General features: G+C 36.8%; 17 protein-coding genes, 1 pseudogene and 1 other annotated feature. Of the genes and pseudogenes, 8 read left to right on the top strand and 10 right to left on the bottom strand.

Annotated elements, in window-relative coordinates:
- The first annotated feature begins 32 nt into the window (after positions 1 to 32).
- Positions 33 to 362 (top strand): ArsR/SmtB family transcription factor, encoded by a 330-nt coding sequence (locus tag MKX47_RS00160; RefSeq protein ID WP_010305486.1) that lies wholly within the window; start codon positions 33 to 35, stop codon positions 360 to 362.
- Between the two features lie 312 nt (positions 363 to 674).
- A pseudogene (locus tag MKX47_RS00155) lies at positions 675 to 1,232 on the top strand (recombinase family protein); the annotation flags it as partial.
- A gap of 280 nt (positions 1,233 to 1,512) precedes the next feature.
- Here MKX47_RS00155 and MKX47_RS00150 read toward each other — a convergent pair.
- Both MKX47_RS00150 and MKX47_RS00145 read right to left on the bottom strand, forming a co-directional pair.
- Positions 1,513 to 2,046: a DUF2812 domain-containing protein gene (locus tag MKX47_RS00150; RefSeq protein WP_340769889.1), complete on the bottom strand. Its 534-nt coding sequence runs from the start codon at positions 2,044 to 2,046 to the stop codon at positions 1,513 to 1,515.
- Positions 2,046 to 2,369 (bottom strand): PadR family transcriptional regulator, encoded by a 324-nt coding sequence (locus MKX47_RS00145; protein WP_340769886.1) that lies wholly within the window; start codon positions 2,367 to 2,369, stop codon positions 2,046 to 2,048. The genes MKX47_RS00150 and MKX47_RS00145 overlap by 1 nt, the downstream gene beginning before the upstream one ends.
- 447 nt (positions 2,370 to 2,816) lie before the next feature.
- Here MKX47_RS00145 and MKX47_RS00140 point away from each other — a divergent pair, with 447 nt between their 5' ends.
- Positions 2,817 to 3,236: a MarR family winged helix-turn-helix transcriptional regulator gene (locus MKX47_RS00140; RefSeq protein ID WP_340725173.1), complete on the top strand. Its 420-nt coding sequence runs from the start codon at positions 2,817 to 2,819 to the stop codon at positions 3,234 to 3,236.
- A 19-nt stretch (positions 3,237 to 3,255) separates the two neighbouring features.
- On the top strand, positions 3,256 to 3,648 hold the full coding sequence (locus MKX47_RS00135) for a rhodanese-like domain-containing protein (RefSeq protein ID WP_126992098.1): 393 nt from the start codon (positions 3,256 to 3,258) through the stop codon (positions 3,646 to 3,648).
- A gap of 265 nt (positions 3,649 to 3,913) precedes the next feature.
- On the opposite strand, the gene MKX47_RS00130 is transcribed toward MKX47_RS00135, so the two are convergent.
- Complete coding sequence (locus tag MKX47_RS00130) at positions 3,914 to 4,918, bottom strand: VanZ family protein (RefSeq protein ID WP_340769884.1); 1,005 nt, start codon at positions 4,916 to 4,918, stop codon at positions 3,914 to 3,916.
- Positions 4,919 to 5,138: 220 nt separating this feature from the next.
- The gene (locus MKX47_RS00125; RefSeq protein ID WP_126992084.1) at positions 5,139 to 5,477 is read right to left on the bottom strand and encodes a winged helix-turn-helix transcriptional regulator; all 339 of its coding nucleotides are present in this window, start codon (positions 5,475 to 5,477) and stop codon (positions 5,139 to 5,141) included.
- Positions 5,478 to 5,584: 107 nt separating this feature from the next.
- Here MKX47_RS00125 and MKX47_RS00120 point away from each other — a divergent pair, with 107 nt between their 5' ends.
- Positions 5,585 to 5,968, top strand: a complete 384-nt coding sequence (locus MKX47_RS00120; RefSeq protein ID WP_340725171.1) for a RidA family protein — start codon at positions 5,585 to 5,587, stop codon at positions 5,966 to 5,968.
- Between the two features lie 115 nt (positions 5,969 to 6,083).
- Positions 6,084 to 7,079: an alpha/beta fold hydrolase gene (locus MKX47_RS00115; protein WP_340769881.1), complete on the top strand. Its 996-nt coding sequence runs from the start codon at positions 6,084 to 6,086 to the stop codon at positions 7,077 to 7,079.
- 412 nt (positions 7,080 to 7,491) lie between these two features.
- On the opposite strand, the gene MKX47_RS21415 is transcribed toward MKX47_RS00115, so the two are convergent.
- Complete coding sequence (locus MKX47_RS21415) at positions 7,492 to 7,773, bottom strand: transposase family protein (protein ID WP_126992089.1); 282 nt, start codon at positions 7,771 to 7,773, stop codon at positions 7,492 to 7,494.
- Between the two features lie 149 nt (positions 7,774 to 7,922).
- Between MKX47_RS21415 and MKX47_RS00110 the strand changes: the two genes are divergently transcribed.
- Positions 7,923 to 9,347: a VanZ family protein gene (locus MKX47_RS00110; RefSeq protein WP_340769878.1), complete on the top strand. Its 1,425-nt coding sequence runs from the start codon at positions 7,923 to 7,925 to the stop codon at positions 9,345 to 9,347.
- A 136-nt stretch (positions 9,348 to 9,483) separates the two neighbouring features.
- On the opposite strand, the gene ltrA is transcribed toward MKX47_RS00110, so the two are convergent.
- The 4 genes from ltrA to serS form a co-directional block, all read right to left on the bottom strand.
- On the bottom strand, positions 9,484 to 11,247 hold the full coding sequence (gene ltrA / locus MKX47_RS00105) for a group II intron reverse transcriptase/maturase (protein WP_340769876.1): 1,764 nt from the start codon (positions 11,245 to 11,247) through the stop codon (positions 9,484 to 9,486).
- Positions 11,248 to 12,060: 813 nt separating this feature from the next.
- The gene (locus MKX47_RS00100; RefSeq protein ID WP_340769873.1) at positions 12,061 to 12,912 is read right to left on the bottom strand and encodes a hydroxymethylglutaryl-CoA lyase; all 852 of its coding nucleotides are present in this window, start codon (positions 12,910 to 12,912) and stop codon (positions 12,061 to 12,063) included.
- Between the two features lie 88 nt (positions 12,913 to 13,000).
- Positions 13,001 to 13,432: a GNAT family N-acetyltransferase gene (locus MKX47_RS00095; protein WP_340769871.1), complete on the bottom strand. Its 432-nt coding sequence runs from the start codon at positions 13,430 to 13,432 to the stop codon at positions 13,001 to 13,003.
- A 65-nt stretch (positions 13,433 to 13,497) separates the two neighbouring features.
- A complete protein-coding gene (gene serS / locus MKX47_RS00090; RefSeq protein ID WP_340769869.1) occupies positions 13,498 to 14,790 on the bottom strand; it encodes a serine--tRNA ligase in 1,293 nt (430 codons plus the stop codon).
- Positions 14,791 to 14,886: 96 nt separating this feature from the next.
- Positions 14,887 to 15,101: a binding site (T-box leader), on the bottom strand.
- A gap of 150 nt (positions 15,102 to 15,251) precedes the next feature.
- On the opposite strand from serS, the gene pdxR reads away from it, so the two are divergent.
- Positions 15,252 to 16,646, top strand: coding sequence for a MocR-like pyridoxine biosynthesis transcription factor PdxR (pdxR, locus tag MKX47_RS00085; protein ID WP_340769867.1), 1,395 nt, complete (start codon positions 15,252 to 15,254; stop codon positions 16,644 to 16,646).
- A gap of 43 nt (positions 16,647 to 16,689) precedes the next feature.
- Here the strand turns inward: pdxR and asnB are convergent, their stop codons facing one another.
- A complete protein-coding gene (gene asnB, locus MKX47_RS00080) occupies positions 16,690 to 18,513 on the bottom strand; it encodes an asparagine synthase (glutamine-hydrolyzing) (protein ID WP_340769865.1) in 1,824 nt (607 codons plus the stop codon).
- Positions 18,514 to 18,550 lie beyond the last annotated feature (37 nt).

Raw genomic sequence — 18,550 nt, 5'->3', positions numbered from 1 at the left:
GATAATTATTTTAAATTCAAGGGAGGAACGTTATGGATAACATCGATTTAGAAATGATGGATATATTTAAAGCACTTTCAAATGAAACGAGATTGAGAATTTTAAAATTACTAAAGGATCCAGAAGCTAATTTTGGAGATGAAAATATTAAATATCCAGAAGCAAAACCGTCTGAAGTAGGGGTTTGCGTGGGTCAAATAACCGAAAAAATTGACATGAATCAATCAACAATGTCTCAATATTTATCGATTATGGCTAGAGCTGGGATTTTAATCCCCACAAGAATAGGTAAATGGACATACTATCGTCGCAATGAAGAAAAACTACAGCAAATCAGCAAATATCTAAGCAATGAGGTTTAAATTAAAGTCTACACTATTTCTATACGATTAACCAAGCTACTTAAATGAACTTTTTATGAGTAGCTTGGTTTATTTGTTCATTGATTTATTTTAAAAGTGAGTTACTTCACTATATGGCCCTTTTCTGGAATAGTATGACTAAAATTTTTAGAGCTAAGCGCCATTTAATTCTAAAGTAATGACGCCAAATAAAAAAGAAAGTTACATTTAACCCGTATTACTTGCCAAATGCTGTTTCAAAACTTTGCTCAAAATCTATGTTTCAAAAAGCTCCCTTTGTGATATAGATTTGTATATCAAAGGGGGAAAACGATGGCTTCTTATACTTATGGCTATGCACGAGTGAGTACACGACAGCAGGAATTGAATCGACAGCTAGATTTATTAAGGCAGTACAATTGCCACGAGATTTTAACGGAGAAATTATCCGGAACGAAAACAGATCGTCCGGAGTTAAACCGGCTGAAGGATAAATTGCGACCTGGGGACATGGTAATTGTAGAAAGCTTTTCTCGATTAGGTAGAAGTACGAAGGATTTAATTGAATTAGTTGCATATTTTGAAGAACGGGAGATCAAGCTATTGAGTATTAAAGAAAACTTTGATACTTCAACACCACAAGGAAAATTAATGATGACGGTTTTCCAAGCATTCAGCCAGTTTGAACGTGATTTAATTGTCCAGCGAACGAAGGAAGGGCTAATCAGTGCTAGAGCAAGAGGGCGTCAAGGTGGGCGTCCGAAAGTAAATGAACGAGAGCTGAAAAAAGCCATCAATTTATATAAATCTGAACAGTATAGTGTGAGTGAAATTGTTGAAATGACAGGGATTAGTCGTGCTACAATCTTTCGCTATTTAAAACAAGAGCAGCCCAACAGTTAACGTTGTGCATGCTCTTGTTTTGTGTCCATTTTTCCTTAACGTTGTAAATCCGCATTTTTCTGACGGGACCCCTAAAAATAGTTAATTAACAATAGAATTAATGATAAAACTGAAAAAGCATAATAAGCTATCGTTGTTTTACTTGTCGATTTTTTCTTGTCCATTAAATGCTGTGACCTCTTGAAACCAACCATCTCATTCTATTGTAATGAGGCGGTTGGTTATCAAAGTTTCATTTAAGAGCATTCTTTAGTATTAAGGTTTGAATTTACCCCACACTCACAGAAGGGATTTTTTTACGGCGTTTTCTTGCATCAATTACATTGTAAATAGCAGCACCGATCCCAAAAATTGTTGCACCCATAAAAGATGAACGCTCAAAGTAATAGTATAATCCAGCTGTAATGATTGATTGGATAATAAAGAACATTACATAAAATTTTGCCATACGATAACGATTGATATCACGTTCAATTTGTGAAATATTATCTGAAAAGATTTTGCTATTTGTAGTGGAAATGAAAATATGCTTACTATAGAACCAACTTTTTGATAAAATGGTCCAGCCTGATTCTTCAAATAAATCTTTGTACTCCTCATAATCCGACTTCTTGTTAAAAATGCGATAGTCGATTTGATAGTGCAACTCGCTTGCAGATGCATCTTCTACGAATTTATATGTATTAGTCTCCACATCGTTATCTTCATAGCTAACTAGACGCCAACCATCTTGAGCTAACTCCATTAACCATTTTTCTTCTGCTTCAAAAGATTCAAATTTCTTTGAGATTTTTTTGACCATTATAAATCCTCACTTTCATTTCCTCTTACATAATAAGTAAACTTCAGTAATTTTTCATAACGCTGCTGTTCTTGTTGTAAAACTTGTTTGCCTACATCCGTAATCGCATAAATTTTCTTCTTTCGATTGTCTAAATCTACGCCTACTACTTCTATAAGCTTCTGTTTTTCTAAATTTTTAAGTACACCATATAGCGTACCTGGTGCAATTTCATATTCTTGCTCACTTATGTCATACACCGTTTTAATAATGCCATAGCCATGCATAGGCTCCTTTAATAAAGCTAATAAAATTAAATACGTTGGTTCTGATAAAGGAAACATATACCCTCCATATAATGACTGTCGATATATCGATGGTCATATCATAACAACCTTATATATTGAGTGTCAATATATAAAAGAAATAAATAGTACTTTTTATAAAATCAAGGATAAAAGGTTGTGTTCATGAAAAGTCAAAAGCAAACACGCCATTCAGAACAAGTGGATCGAGCAAGCCCTCTTTAAAATGACTTTTCGCAGCGTCTCAGCGCGTTTTTTTCTAATAAGAACAGCGACAAATACTGTTAAATCAGTGTTTGTCGCTGTTTGAAATGCTCCCAAGCTTTGATTTGGGAACGTTAAGTTTATTTTGTATGCTTTATAAAGTTAAAAGGTACATTATTTCATTGAAAATTAAATATAAAAACAAACAACTTGAAATTTAAAAATTCATCAGTTAAACTGATTATATATTTAGGTGATTATTTTTAGGGGTGAATAATTTAAATGGAAAAATGGAATCAATCTTATGGTTTTTTACTCGGAAAGGTTCTTCAGCGAATGGAAACTAAATTCGCCGAGGGGCTTGTCCCATATCACATTAATGCTAGACAATATGGAGTTCTTTTATTTATTAACGGAAACCCTTACTCATCACAAAAAGATATTTCTGAAAATCTACAAATTGATCGGACAACAATGGTAAGTCACATTGATCATTTAGAAACTTTAGGCTTTGTAGAGAGGACAAGGAATCCTAATGATAGAAGGTCCTACAGCCTTATGATTACATCAAAAGGAAAGGATTTATTGGATTCGCGTTGGGAATTTTTAAACGATATTGAATTAGAAGTTTTAGCCCCTTTAAATAATCAAGAAAGACAATTGCTAAAGGATTTTCTCATTAAAATTTGGACTACACTTTAAAACTGGAGGTAACACAATTATGAATGCACTTGATTATTTTAATGCCCGTTTGGAAGCAACTATTAGCCCTATGGATTATTTGAGATTGACACAAATAGATCCAGATAAATATTTTTTGCTGGATGTAAGAAACGGCCCACTTCATGTAAGAAGTTTAAAAATTAAGGATGCTAATGTCATACCCGAACAAGAACTGCAAGCTCGTTTAAATGAAATACCAAAAGACAAGGAAATTATTGTTTACTGTTGGGATGTCTGGTGTAACACCGCTGCCAAGGTAGCAAAGTTTTTATTAGAACGTGGATATATGGTAAAAGAGCTAACGGGGGGTATTGCAGCGTGGAAAGAAATGAACTTTCCTGTTTCAGATTCCTCTCAAGAGGTTAACATGTCTGATAGCTGTGGGTGTTAACTCTGGTGCAAAGGGAATCTAATTAAATAAAAAACAGCTAACACTTTGTAGTAGTCTTAACTGCTGGATTGAACGTTCTCTATGTGGCATTGAACTGCACCTCATTTGTTAGACATACTAACAAGGAGGTGCGGTTTTTCTATGGGGAAAATGAGCGCAGAAGATAAATTAGCAGCGGTTCATACATAAATGGTCACCGCCACAATTAAAGGCTCAATTCCTAATTCTCTGGAATCAAGTCTATTTTTTTATATGATGAGATTTTTTAGAATAGTGATTTTATCTTTTCTTTTATACTGTTAATAACCTTTTGACCAACGTTCTCTTCTGTAAGTGTCATGTCCCATATTACGGCATGAGTTATTGAATCTGCACTGTCACTATTTATTTTTATTGTTAAATTATTCACTTCATTAAGAGGGACTTCAAACGACTCTATGCCATTTTTTCCCCTTGTAGTGGTTAACCCTACCGAATAAATTACTTCTCCATCGCTGATGAACTCTATTTCAATACTCTTTGTGCTTGTAGCGTTCAAAACATCGTCAGGTATTGCAACATAACCTGTCATATATTTATATTTGCTATCTAATAGATACACGAATTCATTGGTTTTTGTATGCTCTCTATCAATTAAATTTAGTTGTGGGGCTACTTCGTTTTGGCCAATTGTAAAAGTGGACAAGTTTTCATCCCATTGGATAGACTCATCTTCTTGTACCAGGTCATTCAGGGCAATAATTTTCCCTTCGCCTTTTTCTAAATATTGATTAATACCGCCAACAATTATTATTGTTCCAAGGGCAAGCACCATGGAAAGTAATACGATTTTGATAACTCCTTTTAGATTATCTCGGTTATGAGTGACGATTCGCTGTGCTGCAAACCCTACTGCAGCACCCAATGAATTTATAATAATATCATTTATATCAAAAGCTCCTAAATGTGTAAGCATTTGAATCGTTTCAAAAATTGTTATTGATACTATAAAAACGACGATAAAGCGTTTAAAACTACAACGAAACAGGAGTGGAATAATCACGCCAAAAGGGATAAACGCTAAAAAATTCCCGTACTCAAAAAACCAGATTTGAAAGCCTTTTCCTATTGGATAATGCAATGGGATTCCTTCAGGTATTAGATTGTATCGTAAGCTAGAGTCTGTCCCCAGTAGACCTCTATTAAAACCTAGATATAAGAAATAGAGGATCAAAGCTGTATATAATGTTAACAGCACAATTGTGATTTTACGTAAATTTACTTGTTTCATAAAATGTCCTTTCTTTTCTTTGATGTAAAAGATTGCATCTTACCATTTTAAGTATGAAGTTTCAATAGGTCTTCCACTCTCCAGCAAACCTTATGGATTCCTTGCCTTGCATAAAAAATCGTTGGCATGATACTTAACAGTAAATAAGAGAAAGAATTTCTAGTAATGAAATTCGTTCTCAATTTTAAAATCTATATGATGAAACGCATAAAAAGTTTAACTAATTTTTTTGATTTTTTAAACCCCATTCACATAACTGTTCCAAAGCCGGTAATAGGGATTGTGCTTTTTGTGTAAGACTGTACTCTACTTTAGGTGGGACTTGCGGATATTCTTTTCGTACAATCATGCCGTCTGCTTCCAACTCTTTAAGCTGTGAACTTAATATTTTGAAGGTAATGGTCCCCAATTTTCTTTGCAATTCATTAAAGCGGACTGTTTCGTTTTCTGCCAAAATATAAATAATTAGCATTTTCCACTTACCACCAATAATTGATAATGTATAGCCAAAAGGTGTCTCTCGAACGTTGCCCTTCTCTACATAGTCAGACATCCCCATCTTTTTACACTATCCTTTCTAATAGTACCTATCAAAAAAGTGCGTACTATTTTTTTATTTATGACTATTTTATATTTAACCTATTCTCAAGTAAAGGAATGGTAAAAATGAAAAAAATTAAAACAGTCAACCACGATCTTTGGGATCACGGCATTTCCCAGGGGTTCAGCGTAGATGGAACAGTCTATATTTCCGGGCAGTTTTCTCATGATTCGGAAGGAGTCTTTGTCGGTGAAGGAGATATTGAAGCGCAAACTCGACAAACACTGGCAAATCTAGACCGTGTATTAGAAGGGTTTAATATTACAAGATCGAACCTTGCCTATTTGGAAATTTATTTAACGAATGCACAAGAGGATACAGGGCCAGCTATCCAAATTTTTAAAGAATATATGGGACAGCATCGCCCAGCCGGCAGCCTGATCGGTGTAAACCACTTGGCTTCTCCTGAGCAATTAATTGAAATTAGCGCTATTGCGTACACGGATTAGTTGAGTGTGAATTCACTACTTTTGTAAGTACCTTAATTTATAAACGGAGAACAAAAACACCTCAAAAGAAAACCTTGATACAGCAAGTATTTCCTCTGTATCAAGGAAATAAATGATGTCAATGGGAGTTGTGAAAGTAATTAAAGTTAAAAAGAAGTTTAGATTTTGGAAGGTTATCAAGACTATTTTATTAGCTACAGTAGCAGTGGTTATTATTTGGGTCATTTACAGCAATATAATGGCTGTGTATGAACAAAGAAAATATCCAGCAATAGGGGAATTAGTCGAAGTAAATGGCAAAAATATGCACATTTATACAAAGGGCCAAGGAGACAATACAATTGTTTTATTAAGCGGTCTTGCAACCCCAGCACCAGCACTGGATTTTGAGCCATTGATAAATGAATTGTCAAAGACTAATAAAGTAGTAGTCGTAGAACCCTTCGGATATGGTTGGAGTGATCTAACAGACAAAGAACGAACAGTTGAGAACATAGTAGAGGAAACAAGGGCTGCACTAAAAAAGTCGAACATAAAAGGTCCATATATATTGATGCCTCACTCAATTTCCGGTATATATAGTTTGTATTATGCGAATAACTATTCCGAGGAAGTTAAAGCCATCATAGGAATAGATCCAACCTTACCACAGATGTCGGAATATTTTGGTGATGACGTTTTTCCTACTATGCCTAAATATACGGAATATATGGCACCAATAGGTATTGCTCGATTATTGGCATATGTAACGCCAGATAATATTCTGCCATTATCTGAAAAGGGCACATATACAGAGGTAAACTTAAAAATGGCAAAATCTATAGTTGCTGCGAAATACATAAATAAAGCTGTAGTTAAAGAGACGAACGAGATAAAGAATAACTTTGATTTAACAACAAATATGACATTCCCTTCTGACTTACCAGTGATGATTTTTACTCCAAAAGAGCAATATGTAGAGGGGAAGTCAAAAATAGATTTTTATAATACGCAATTACAAAATATAAAAAATAATAAATTAGTAGTTCTAGAAGGTCAGCATTATTTACATTGGACTCATTATAAGGAAATGAGCGAAAATCTGAATGAATTCGTAGAGGGGTTAAAGTAGATTAGAATAATGGAAAGGGAAAAGCTAGAGATTACATCAGCGCATGTGCGACGTTATTGGCTGAAATCCGATAGTAAAAACGGTCAAGTTGGCGTGGATTATTGTGATTACCGTATCGTTTAGAACTTAAATTTAAGCATCTCTCACCAGGTAAATGTCGAAAAGCACGGTAAAGACGCTCTAAGTAAGTTGTAGAAACGTTTGAAGATCGATTTCTGAAAAGGCTGCTCTAAATAGCTGAACGAATGCATAGACAGGTTGTGTACCCTGATAAGCAATTAAAGTAGATTGTAAAACTTGATGTTCTTTTTCAGTTAACTGTTCATAGAAACGCCAAAACAAAGTATTATTCTTTTATTTCCAACTTTTTTCGTAGTAGAAACCAGTGTATCCTTTTTTAATTTTAGTTGCTCTACAGTTTTTCTAACAGTGGAGTAACTCCCTTTATAACCTTTTTTCGATTTCTTTTATTACGCTGATAGGCTGGTGCAGCAGTTATTTCCGTAAAAATAATCGTGCTACACATAGCATTCAAGCAAAACCATTTCTGCAAGCGCAGATGCAGAAAGACTTTTTTTCCTGAAATAGGTAAGTCGCGAATTTTTCGTTTCGTGCTACTATGTCGACGCGTGCTGAGTTCTTGGCATTTAGGACAACAAGCGGATTTGGATCGTGAATGGAAATAAAAAAGCATGTGAGCATACGGTACACGTCTTTTTCAGATCCTATACCCGGGTAGTGATGTATGTAAGCATTCACTGACTATGTGTAAGAACCTAATTTAGCTTGCGAAATACAGTTATATATAATAATTTGTTTACACCTTATAAGGGGAATGCATCAATGGACGTAACAAGTATAATAAGGGGTCTTTTTCCTTGGATTATAACAGCATGTTGTATTTTTGGAATAATTGGCTTTTCATTCTTAATTTATCAGAAAAAAAGAGGTCATTTACACAAACAAAAAATATATTCTTTTATCACGCTTTTATTGTTGATTTGCTGGTTTACTATTGTGTTAGGTATAACAACATTGGGCCGAGGCGCCAATTATGAAAGTATGACCAATCTTAATCTGTATAGCGGTTATATTAATGCTTGGAATAATTGGTCTTTGACAGAATTTCAACTAATTATTTTTAATATTATAATGTTTGTTCCGTTAGGAATTTTATTACCATTTTACAATAAAAAATTTAACAGTTTTACCCCAGCACTAATAGTATCATTAGGAGTTACACTTTTGATTGAATGTATTCAACTTGTAACGCAAAAAGGTATTTTTGAATTAGATGATATATTTCATAACACATTAGGAGGTATTATTGGGTTCTATTTAATTATTGGTATTAGAGATTTTGTTCAACAAAGAAAATTGAAATCATTGATTAAAGCAATAGCACTCCCTACGATTTTTAGTATCATTTTATTAATACCGTTTACTTTCTATTCGATTAAAGAATTTGGGAACATGCCGATTCTTCCTGCTGAAAGACAAGATATGGAACATGTAACAGTTGAATCAAAATTAAATTTTTCGGATGAACCGTCAAGTGCAGCAATTTACCAAAACATAAGTGCAAATGATTTAGAGAATGGGAAGAAAATAGCTACTATTTTGAGTAATGAATATGGATTAACTCAAAAAGGAAAAATATACACAGAGAGTCGCAATCGAATTTTTAAATTCGAGGACGAATCATACAATATATACCAATTGAATTATGTCTTAACAGCTGGAACATGGACGCTTACAAATTTCGCTTCTGAAGAGCTAGAAATTTCACCAGCATTTGAGAAAACACAAAAAGAATTATTCGAAAAATGGATGAAAACAAGTAAATTGTTGCCGGATGATGTTAATTATTCTCTTCAGGGTAAAGAATTACGTTGGGATGTAATAACACCTGAATCAATCAAAAATTATAATCAAGATTTTTCGATGGGTCTTGTCATGATTACACCATCTAAAACGAAGATACCAAGTACAATCTTTTACTCAATAAACGAAAATAATTTTATAAAGAATGTCGATATTATTTCCCCTAAAAAAGCATATGAAGAGATAATAAATGGGAATTTTGAAATTTACCCAGCTTTAAGTAAAGGTGATAGTTTAAATATAACTGGGGTCGATATTTCATATGTTTATGATACAAAAGGTTATTATCAACCAGTATATAATTTTGAAGTTCATCTAAATAATGAAGATTACTTCATTAATATTCAAATACCTGCAATGATGAAATCTTTAACTAACTGTTAGTAATAGGTAAGCATTTGAAGTTATCTCCAGCTTTTCCCCTACTCCACACGGAACGTGCTAGTTTCCCAGCATTCCGCGTTCCATCTAGCGATGGTATTATTAATTATAAGTTTCAAGTTACTCTTATTGATTTGGGTTATTTGATTATTTCTAGCTCACAATTTTCTCGATATTTATTGATTTTTTCTAACATCGATTCAGTGATACCCAAAGTTTTTATGAGTGTATTCGCCTTAATTTTGTCGGTCATATGGATTAATTCATGTACTTCTTTTTGGATAATGCGTAAATTATTGAATTTGTCGCTACCACCAAGATGACTAGGAATGTAGTGATGACAATACACATCTTGTGCTTGTAGGAACATGCCAGTTATTTCACATTTCCCTTTTTTCATACTGTACCTACTAATCCGATTATCCATATATTCGACGCTTTGTGTCGGTATTTTTGATTCCATTAACAATACTATTTCCTGTCTTATATCTTTACTCAACCGTGTAGATATTTGTACTCGACCTTCCTCGGTAAATGGGGTTATACTTTGAGTAAAAGCAATCACATTTTTAGTTTTGATGATTCCAAGAGGGAAGAGGTATATCCCTGCGATTTTATACGTTTTAGAGCCCAAGCCATAGAACTTTTTATAGACAGGTGGCGGGTTGTTAGGATGTTCATATTTACCGATAGGTTTAAGACGATTGTACATAGATGCACCTAGTTCGTAGGCGAGTCGTGAGAACGCTAAGTTGACGTGAGTAGCTCTATTAAAATAATTGTGTAACCCTAAGACAAAACTATTAAAGCGCATGGCATTTTGAGTAGTTGGAGATGTTCGGAGTATTTCTAATCGTTTCTTTGCATCCGCCTTAATTTTCTGCATCTTTTCAGCTTTGACAAACGTATGAGCAATTCGCTTTTTTCCTTTGCGATTTGCACGTATTGTGAAGCCAAGAAAAGCAGACTCATGCTTGCGCAGATTAATAATCTTCGATTTTTCTGGTGAAATATCAAGTTTTAAACGGTCTTTTAAAAATAGTTTAACAGCATGATACCACTTTTCAGCAGTTTTCCAATCACGACAAATGATTTTAAAGTCATCCGCATATCTAACAATGTAGCCTTCTTTTAAGTGAGTGCGCTTCTTTGCAAGAAGTTGACCTTCTCTAGTTTTAAAGTTTTTATGGAGTGGGAATAGTTCCCATTGATTCGCTACCCAATGGTCCAATTCATTAAGTACAATATTAGACAGTAATGGAGAAAGCAAACCGCCTTGAGGAGAACCTTTTGTTGGGATACCTTCCCCGTCCACTTCTGCTTTTAACATTTTGGATAAACAGGCTAGAACCTGTCTATCCCGAATACCTATATTCCATAATTGTTTAATAAGCAAAGTATGATTGATATTATCAAAAAATCCTTTAATATCAACATCTACAACGTAATGGAGTTTCGATTGATTAACTAAAAATTGGATTCTTGCCATCGCATGATGAGTAGACCGTAAAGGTCTAAATCCATAGCTATGATTGAAGAAATGAGCCTCTGCAATCGGCTCTAACACTTGTTTAAAGCACTGCTGTATGATTCTATCAAGGATGCATGGAATACCTAATGGGCGCTGCTTACCATTATCTTTTTCGATTAGTTTTCGTCTAACTTTCTTAGGGCGATAATTTTTAAGCTTACTTTGTATTTCTACTACTAATTCGTTCTCTGATCGTTTCTCTAAGTCTACAATAGTTTTGCCATCTGTCCCTGGTGTCTTCGACCCTTTATTTGACTTGATTTTTCGATACGCTAATAAAATATTGTTCCTCGACGTGATGATGTCGTATAGCTGATGGAACGATTCTTTGTTTTTAGCTCGTTCATGTAGGTCTGTAAAGATGTCTGTCATTCCGTAATAATCCCAATATCGTAGAGCTTGCACTGTGGCATCATTCCTCTTTGAAGTGATGTTCCCACGTTCTTACCCGACCGGTGCAATGCACAGTTGAAAAATAATTATTACTTATCGCTAGACTTGGGGCTGTTCCTCCAACTCCATTACAGAGGTTTCACTGGTCGTACCCCTACCCTCATAAGGACAAATGCATTTCGCCATGAGGCTTATAGCAACCGTTTCGGGTGACAGCCCTTGATTCAACGTTCCTTATTTTCCAAGTCCCTTATAACCTAGCTATTTTTTTTCTAAACTTAGGTGCCTCCTGTAAGCCTGTGAGCTGGATACCGCCATTGTTCGGTATAACGTGTTTCATAGAAGCAATTTTTACTTCACGTCGCTCACCCCATCGTTGGATGGTACACAAGTTTCCTTATGCTCTAACTTTAGACCCGTACATTCGGAGGTTCGTCTGTTCTTTTCTACAAGAAGATTCTCACCATATTTAGTTTTTCAGCCATCCGGCATATCCATTGGCATACCTTTTCCGAGAGGAATGGCTACAGCCTTTGTTCTGCCGACTTCACCTGAGCTTCAAACCCCATAATCTGTCCATTATGACGCATGCAGGAGTATTAATGGGATAGTTTCAAAATACATGGTTTTGTCATTCCTATCCTCGGTTATAAAGTTAGGATTTCTAAAGAAATCCCTTGTTTTTCACACATTAGTGTTTAAAACAAAACTTGTCGCGCTGCCCCGTTAGTTGAAGTATAACATTCCCAAACCGTCGTTTGGTCACTTTATTTTACGGAAAAACACTGCTTTTTAACGCAGCGTTTTCGCAAACTGTACGGCTTCCTTTAGCTTCTCCTCATCAATCCCTGTTGCAATCCCCATTGCATGAAATAGCTGTACAACCTTTTCTGTCGCAACATTCCCCGTTGCCCCTGGTGAAAATGGACAGCCACCAAGCCCTGCTACCGAACTATCAAACTTTGTTACCCCCGCTTGTAAAGCCGAGATGATATTGGCATAGGCAAAGCCATTTGTATCATGGAAATGTGCTACAAATTCTGTATTAGGGAAATCCTCCTTTAGTTGAGTGAATCGCTCATACACAATATGCGGGTTAGCCTGCCCATTCGTATCGCCAATTGAAATTTCATCCACTCCATGCATGACAAAATGGCCAACAACACTCTTCACCTGCTCATAAGATACAGCCCCCTCATACGGACAGCTAAAGCACATTGACACATAGCCGCGAATAAATAATTGGTGCTGCTTCGCAAGTTGAAACAGCTCAACACACTCCTCAAGCGACTGCGCAATTGTACGATTGATGTTTTTTTCATTAAACGTTTCACTTGCCCCAACAAAAACGGCAATTTGCGGAACACCTTTTTCGATTGCGCGATTTAATGCCTTAATATTTGGAGTTAGTGCTAAAAATATTAGACCGAGCTCTTTGCTATATGTCGCTATTTCAGCAGCATCTGCCATTTGAGGCACTGCTTTTGGATGAACAAAAGAGGCTGTTTCTATCCGTTTAAATCCAACTTGTGCAAGCTTTTCAATGAACTGTTTTTTTTGCTCTGTTGCGACAAATGTTGCTTCGTTTTGCAAACCATCACGTGGACCTACTTCGATAATTTCGACCTGCTTCGGAAAATGCATATTCAACACCCCTCACTAAAATGCATACGAAAATACGTTAATTTTCTAGAATATAACAAATTTTAATTGGCGCGTAAATTAATTATCCTTACAAATCCTTTTCAAAGACTATTTTATGACGGCCTTTGTCATCAACGAATGTTTTGACAATCTCAAAGCCAGCCTTTAAATTGACAATCAGCATCGCCCTTTTTTCATTACGACCATATGTACGAACGCGCTGATAACCCTGTTCCTTACACCAAGAATGCTGCATTTCCATACAGTTAGCGGCAATACCCCGTTGTTGAAAATCAGGATGCACGCCACCAAGCCAGCTATAAAATACACCATCCGGATGTTCATAGCCTAGCTTAAAGCCTACAACACGCTCCTTTTCTACCGCCAGAATCATAAGCAGATTCGGCTTATCGATTAATTTTTGATCATTAAAGATACTCGCGAAAACCGCCTCATGCACCTCATGAAAGCTTGCTAAATATTTAGCTGGAAACGTATGTTCAAATAATAGAAATTCCATTTAAGCATCCTCCTTTATTTGAAAAAACACCAACCTGCTGTAAAAACAAGTTGGTGTACAGTTCATTATTTTGCTGAAATAACTTCTACGCCCCCCATATATGGACGTAATGCTTCTGGAATTACGACTGATCCATCAGCTGTTTGGTAGTTTTCTAAAATCGCCGCTACTGTACGACCAATAGCAAGTCCTGAACCGTTTAATGTATGCACGTACTCTGGTTTTGCACCGGCTTCACGACGGAAACGGATGTTGGCACGACGCGCTTGGAAATCTTCAAAGTTTGAACAAGAAGAAATCTCACGGTACATATCTTGTGCGGGAATCCATACTTCTAAATCGTATTTTTTCGCCGCTGTAAAGCCTAAGTCTGCTGTACACATTTTTAATTTACGGTATGGTAAGCCTAATAGCTGCAATACTTTTTCGGCATGACCTGTTAACAGTTCTAATTGCTCATAAGATTCTTCTGGTTTCACGAAGCGTACTAATTCTACTTTGTTGAATTGGTGCTGACGGATTAAGCCACGTGTATCACGACCTGCAGAGCCTGCTTCTGAACGGAAGTTGGCGCTGTATGCAGAGAATGCCTGTGGTAATACGTCTGCTGCTAAAATTTCATCACGGTAATAGTTTGTTACCGGTACTTCCGCTGTTGGAATTAAGAAATAATCCATTTCTTCCTCTTCACGCACAAGCTTGAATACATCTTCCTCAAACTTCGGTAATTGACCAGTCCCTGTTAAAGAATCGCGGTTTACGATTTGCGGTGGTAGCATTTCTGTGTAGCCATGCTTGTCAGAATGCAAGTCCATCATAAAGTTGATTAACGCACGCTCTAAACGTGCACCTAATCCTTTATAGAATAAAAAACGGCTGCCGGTAACTTTTGCACCGCGCTCAAAGTCTACGATATCTAAATCCTTTGCGATATCCCAGTGCGCTTTTGTCTCAAAATCAAATGTCGGTACGTCACCCCAAGTGTATTCCTCAACATTATCATCCTCTTCCATACCAACCGGCACAGATTCATGTGGAATATTTGGTAAACGCATCATCATATCTTTGAATTCTTCTTCAATCGCATTTAGCTCTACATCTAATGCTTTGATTTCATCACCAACTGTACGCATACGCGCAATGACTTCTGTTGCATCTTCCTTATTGCGCTTCATGACAGAAATTTGCTCTGATACTTTGTTACGCTCAGCTTTTAATTCCTCTGTTTTTGCGATTAACTCACGACGCTTCTTATCAAGTGGTTCAAAGTTGTCTAAGTTGCCTAAATCTTCGTTACGTGTAAGAAGCATTTTCTTTACGCCGTCAAAATTTTCACGGACACGTTTAATATCTAACATAATTATTCCTCCTAAAGTTTATGAAATTGATGATCCCGAGCACTTTCGCACGTTAATCTATTAGCGCAGTAAACACAAAAAAGCCCTCAATCCCATAAAAGGGACGAGAGCTACCCGCGTTGCCACCCTAATTGAATAGAAAGACTCTATTCCACTTACATTATAACGACTTTGGTAAGCCGGCCTTAATCTACTTCATTTCAAAAAAGGCATCTCAAGGACGGATTCACAAGTGCTTTTATCAGCTTCCACCAGCCGCTGACTCTCTTTGAAAAGACGTGCTTGCTACTACTTCCTATCATCGAATTCATTTATAAATTTAAATTTACTGTACTATAAACAATACATTAATGCAAGTTTTGCTTAGTAAACGCATTTCAGCTAAAACACTATACATCGCTAACATTGTTCATTATCATTAAATTGAACATTTGTACCAAGTCAGTTAAGGAGGACTGTTCATGCTATTTTTCCAACTCGATAAAGAACAAACGATTCCACTCTATGAACAACTTTATATTGGTATTAAAAATGCCATTACAACTAAACAGCTCGATGTCGGTTCACGTCTTCCGTCCAAGCGTGAACTCGCTGAATTTTTCAATATTAGCCAAACAACCGTGGAACTTGCTTATGCGCAGCTACTTGCAGAGGGATATATTATGTCCAAGCCACGCATCGGCTATTTCGTGGAGGAAGTCGATTCATTACCCATTCGTGAGGTAGCATCTGTATTACCTCCACAGCAGGCCGCAACAAAAACTATTTTCACGTCTGATTTTTCTACAGCCAAAATTGATGAAGACGCCTTCCCGTTTACCATTTGGCGTAAGTACGCAAAAGACGTCCTTGATACACCCTTTAAGCATCTTCTTCAAACTGGGGAACGCCAAGGAGAGCTTGCACTGCGCATTGAAATTGCCAACTATCTTCATCAATCACGTGGCATCAAGTGTCTGCCTGAACAAATCGTCATCGGTTCTGGGACAGAGCAGCTATTGCCGATGATTTTAAAGCTACTTGGCGGCAATATGCGATTAGCCCTCGAAAACCCTGGCTACTCGCCTATACCAAGAGCACAACTTGAGCAGGTAGCCATACCGATTGATGTGGACCAAGACGGGCTCATAATCGGGCAACTTCAAAATAGCAATGCCAACATTGTGTATGTCACTCCATCTCATCAATTCCCAACTGGTGCTGTTTTGTCAGCCAATCGACGTACACAACTTTTAAGATGGGCCGCAGAAACTGAAAACCGCTATATTATTGAAGATGATTATGATAGTGAATTTCGTTATATTGGAAAACCAATTCCTGCACTGCAAGGCTTAGATACCAATGATCGTGTCATTTATTTGAGTACATTTACGAAATCACTTATGCCTTCATTGCGCGTTGCCTATTTTGTATTACCCCCAGCACTTGTTTATCGCTATCAGGAGCATTTTAATTATTATTCATCAACGGTTCCACGCTTTGAACAGCATATTTTAGCTAATTTTATGAAGGATGGGCATTTTGCAAAGCACCTAAATCGAATGCGGAAAACCTATCGCAAAAAGCATGATAAATGCATCGATGTATTCGCAAACTACTATCCACAAATAACGATTTCAGGAGATGCAGCAGGGACGAATATGTTAATTTCGTTTGATCATGAGCATTCCGAGTTAACGCTCCAAACAATCGCGCGCGAACATGGTATTTATATTATGCCGCTATCCAACTACTATTTAACCGCTAAGCAACCTACTAAGCGCTCCTTTCTATTAGGCTTTGGCTATTTAGACCTTGATGAAATTGAAACGAAATTGCATCATTTAATGACCGTTTGGAAGATTTCTAAAAAATAGCATCACCTCCATCACCTATTGTATTTTCACAATAGGTGATTCTTCATGTGGAAATAATATTAATTCGATAATGTTCTACCCATTCATGTACTTGAATTAAGTATGCTAATAATTGGGGACCCGCCATCAACTGGCCAAACCACGGCACTTGAAACGACTTTCCACCACTTGCGATTAACTGATCCAACTGCTCTCGTTCAAATAGCTCATGCAATACGGAATTCTTGTGCTGCAAATTTTCTGCTAAACGTTCAGACACCAGCTTTGTATAAAGCGGATGATATGTTTTCGGATACGGATTTTTTTTACGTTCTACAACTTCCTTTGGCAACACCTCACGAAATGCTTGACGCAATATCCCTTTCTCCATTGCACCACTATTTTTCATTTCCCAAGGAATATTCCACACATACTCAATAATGGTATGATCCGCAAAGGGCACCCGCACCTCTACACCCGCTCCCATCGACATCCGGTCATTACGTTCTAATAAAGTTTGCATAAAGAATTGATTATTTAAGTAAAATAATTGCTGACGTTTCCGTTGTGCTTCATTCCCTACAAATGACGGCATTTGTGTGATTGCTTCTTCATACGCATTTTGTAGATAATCAGCTAAACGTAGTCTCTGTTGCCAGTTAGCCTTTAACAGCCCTTCTCGCTCACTGGTTGCACGTAGCCAGGGGAATGAGGCTTGTTGTTGTCCATAAAACCATGGATACCCACCGAATACTTCATCCGCACATTCACCCGATAATGCGACAACATGGTTGTTTTTTATTTCCTTACAAAATAAGTACAGTGAACTATCAATATCAGCCATACTTGGCATATCTTTTAAACGCATCGCATCTGTTAAAGCATCGACAAGCTGCCTTTGCTGTAATTCGATTTGCCTATGCTTTGTGCCAAAGTGTTGTTGCATTTTTTCTATCCAATATTCATCTTGTGTTGTTTGAAAAGCATTTGTTTGGAAATGATTATTATTCCCCTCATAGGCTACGGAGTAAGTTGCTAGTGCTTGATTCCGTTCAGAAAGTTGTTTGGCTGCGATAGCTGTTAAAATACTCGAATCAAGCCCACCGGAAAGCATGGTGCAAATGGGTACATCACTTACTAGCTGTCGGCATACTGCATCTGTTACTAATTGCCGTACACGCTCAATCGTTTGCTGTTCATTGTCCCGATGCTCCATACTTTCAATATCCCAATAGCGCCAACTACTGCACTTTTCACGATCTCTATATAATGCAAATCCTGGCTTTAATTCCTTAATCCCTTTAAAAATTGCATGTCCCTGTATCCGAGATGGTCCTAAGCTAAAGAGCGCCGCCAGCCCATCACTATCCACCTCTGCCTTTACAAATGGATGTGCAAGTAATGCTTTAATTTCTGAAGCAAATAATAGCCCTGTACCCAGCTCCACATAAAACAATGGCTTCACACCTAAGCGATCCCTGCACAAAAACAATTGCTCCTTCTCATCATCCCAAATGGCAAAGGCAAAAATACCATTTAAATAATCGACACAGCGGTCCTTCCACTGGATATAGGAGGCTAATATCACTTCTGTATCCGATGTTGAAAAAAAGTGATGGCCTAATTGCTGTAGTTGTTCACGAAGCTCATTCGCATTGTATACCTCACCATTATAAACAATTGTAAAGGCACCCTTTGTCATCGGTTGCGCACCTGTCACCAAATCAATAATTGCTAACCGTTTATGACCTAAAAGCGCATGCCTTGATAGAAAATGACCATCACCATCTGGTCCGCGATGTGCGATTGATTCCGTCATATGAGCAATGAGTGCTCGTTGCTGCGAAAGATTTTGTGAAAAATCAATGATGCCTGTAATTCCACACATGTCTATCCACCCCTCCATAGCAATAATGTATGACTTA

Origin of the sequence: Solibacillus sp. FSL R7-0668 (genome assembly GCF_038006205.1) — a bacterium.
Classification (GTDB): Bacteria; Bacillota; Bacilli; order Bacillales_A; family Planococcaceae; genus Solibacillus.
This window is presented reverse-complemented; position numbering and strand designations above follow the sequence as displayed.

Excerpts from the sequence above, each read along its gene's own strand:
- MKX47_RS00160 (WP_010305486.1), top strand. The coding sequence starts at position 33 with ATGGATAACATCGATTTAGAAATGATGGATATATTTAAAGCACTTTCA.
- MKX47_RS00150 (WP_340769889.1), bottom strand. The coding sequence starts at position 2,046 with ATGGTCAAAAAAATCTCAAAGAAATTTGAATCTTTTGAAGCAGAAGAA.
- MKX47_RS00145 (WP_340769886.1), bottom strand. The coding sequence starts at position 2,369 with ATGTTTCCTTTATCAGAACCAACGTATTTAATTTTATTAGCTTTATTA.
- MKX47_RS00140 (WP_340725173.1), top strand. The coding sequence starts at position 2,817 with ATGGAAAAATGGAATCAATCTTATGGTTTTTTACTCGGAAAGGTTCTT.
- MKX47_RS00135 (WP_126992098.1), top strand. The coding sequence starts at position 3,256 with ATGAATGCACTTGATTATTTTAATGCCCGTTTGGAAGCAACTATTAGC.
- MKX47_RS00130 (WP_340769884.1), bottom strand. The coding sequence starts at position 4,918 with ATGAAACAAGTAAATTTACGTAAAATCACAATTGTGCTGTTAACATTA.
- MKX47_RS00125 (WP_126992084.1), bottom strand. The coding sequence starts at position 5,477 with ATGGGGATGTCTGACTATGTAGAGAAGGGCAACGTTCGAGAGACACCT.
- MKX47_RS00120 (WP_340725171.1), top strand. The coding sequence starts at position 5,585 with ATGAAAAAAATTAAAACAGTCAACCACGATCTTTGGGATCACGGCATT.
- MKX47_RS00115 (WP_340769881.1), top strand. The coding sequence starts at position 6,084 with ATGTCAATGGGAGTTGTGAAAGTAATTAAAGTTAAAAAGAAGTTTAGA.
- MKX47_RS21415 (WP_126992089.1), bottom strand. The coding sequence starts at position 7,773 with ATGCTTTTTTATTTCCATTCACGATCCAAATCCGCTTGTTGTCCTAAA.
- MKX47_RS00110 (WP_340769878.1), top strand. The coding sequence starts at position 7,923 with ATGGACGTAACAAGTATAATAAGGGGTCTTTTTCCTTGGATTATAACA.
- ltrA (WP_340769876.1), bottom strand. The coding sequence starts at position 11,247 with ATGACAGACATCTTTACAGACCTACATGAACGAGCTAAAAACAAAGAA.
- MKX47_RS00100 (WP_340769873.1), bottom strand. The coding sequence starts at position 12,912 with ATGCATTTTCCGAAGCAGGTCGAAATTATCGAAGTAGGTCCACGTGAT.
- MKX47_RS00095 (WP_340769871.1), bottom strand. The coding sequence starts at position 13,432 with ATGGAATTTCTATTATTTGAACATACGTTTCCAGCTAAATATTTAGCA.
- serS (WP_340769869.1), bottom strand. The coding sequence starts at position 14,790 with ATGTTAGATATTAAACGTGTCCGTGAAAATTTTGACGGCGTAAAGAAA.
- pdxR (WP_340769867.1), top strand. The coding sequence starts at position 15,252 with ATGCTATTTTTCCAACTCGATAAAGAACAAACGATTCCACTCTATGAA.
- asnB (WP_340769865.1), bottom strand. The coding sequence starts at position 18,513 with ATGTGTGGAATTACAGGCATCATTGATTTTTCACAAAATCTTTCGCAG.